The following is a 1,589-nucleotide window of genomic DNA, read 5'->3' as shown; positions in this document are numbered from 1 at the left end:
GCACTGACCTGGACAACGCCCAGGTGCAGGTGCAGAACCGCGTGACCCGGACCGAGCCAAAACTTCCCGAGGAAGTGACGCGCATCGGTATCACCGTGGACAAGGCGTCGCCCGACCTGACCATGGTTGTGCACTTGACCTCGCCGGACAAACGCTACGACATGCTCTATCTGTCCAACTACGCGATCCTGAACATCAAGGATGAACTGGCGCGGCTGGGCGGTGTCGGTGACGTGCAACTGTTCGGCATGGGCGATTACTCGCTGCGCGTCTGGCTCGATCCGAACAAGACCGCTTCGCGCAACCTGACCGCTACCGACGTTGTGACGGCCATCCGCGAACAGAACCGTCAAGTGGCTGCCGGTGCCTTGGGCGCGCCCCCTGCCCCGAATGCCCAAAGCTTCCAGTTGTCGGTCAAYACTCAGGGTCGTCTGGTCAATGAGGAAGAGTTCGAGAACATCGTCATTCGCTCTGGCGACAACGGTGAAATCACTCGCCTCAAGGACATCGCCCGCGTCGAACTGGGCTCCAGCCAGTACGCCCTGCGTTCGCTGCTGAACAACCAGCCGGCGGTGGCGATCCCGATCTTCCAGCGCCCTGGCTCCAATGCCATCGAAATCTCCAACGAAGTGCGGGCCAAGATGGCCGAGCTGAAGAAGAGCTTCCCCGAAGGCATGGACTTCAGCATCGTCTATGACCCGACGATCTTCGTGCGCGGCTCCATCGAGGCGGTGGTTCACACCCTCTTCGAAGCGCTGATCCTCGTGGTGCTGGTGGTGATCCTGTTCCTGCAGACCTGGCGCGCCTCGATCATTCCATTGGTCGCTGTGCCGGTATCGCTGATCGGTACCTTTGCCRTGATGCATCTGTTCGGCTTCTCGCTCAACGCCTTGTCGCTGTTCGGCCTGGTACTGGCGATCGGTATCGTGGTGGACGATGCGATCGTGGTGGTGGAGAACGTCGAACGTAACATCGAACTCGGATTGACCCCGATCGAAGCCACCAAACGCGCCATGCGTGAAGTGACCGGCCCGATCATTGCCACGGCACTGGTGCTGTGTGCGGTGTTCGTTCCGGCGGCGTTCATCTCCGGTCTGACGGGCCAGTTCTACAAGCAGTTCGCCCTGACCATTGCGATTTCGACGGTGATCTCGGCCTTCAACTCCCTGACCCTGTCGCCGGCGCTGGCCGCCGTGTTGCTCAAAGGMCACGACGCACCGAAAGACCGGTTCTCCAAGGTGCTGGACAAGATTTTCGGTGGTTGGTTGTTCCGTCCGTTCAACCGCTTCTTCGAGAAAGCCAGCCATGGTTATGTCGGCACCGTTGCCCGCGTGATCCGCTCCAGTGGCATCGCCCTGCTGCTGTACGCCGGCCTGATGGTCCTGACCTTCTTCGGTTTCTCCAGCACCCCGACCGGTTTCGTACCCGGCCAGGACAAGCAATACCTGGTGGCCTTCGCGCAATTGCCGGATGCGTCGAGCCTGGACCGTACCGAAGACGTGATCAAACGCATGTCCGAGCTGGCGCTGAAACAGCCTGGCGTGGAAAGTGCGGTGGCCTTCCCTGGCCTGTCGATCAACGGTTTCACC

The 1,589-nt window shown here is 60.7% G+C and carries 1 protein-coding gene; it reads left to right on the top strand.

The features are described from left to right. A partial coding sequence (locus tag ACXRVY_RS28200) for an efflux RND transporter permease subunit (protein WP_458238854.1) occupies positions 1–1,589 on the top strand: 1,589 nt, incomplete at both ends.

The sequence above is a fragment of the Pseudomonas sp. P5_A2_2 genome (assembly GCF_054177685.1).
The sequence above is the reverse complement of the archived record's forward strand: the minus strand, read 5'-3'. Positions and strand labels throughout refer to the sequence as shown.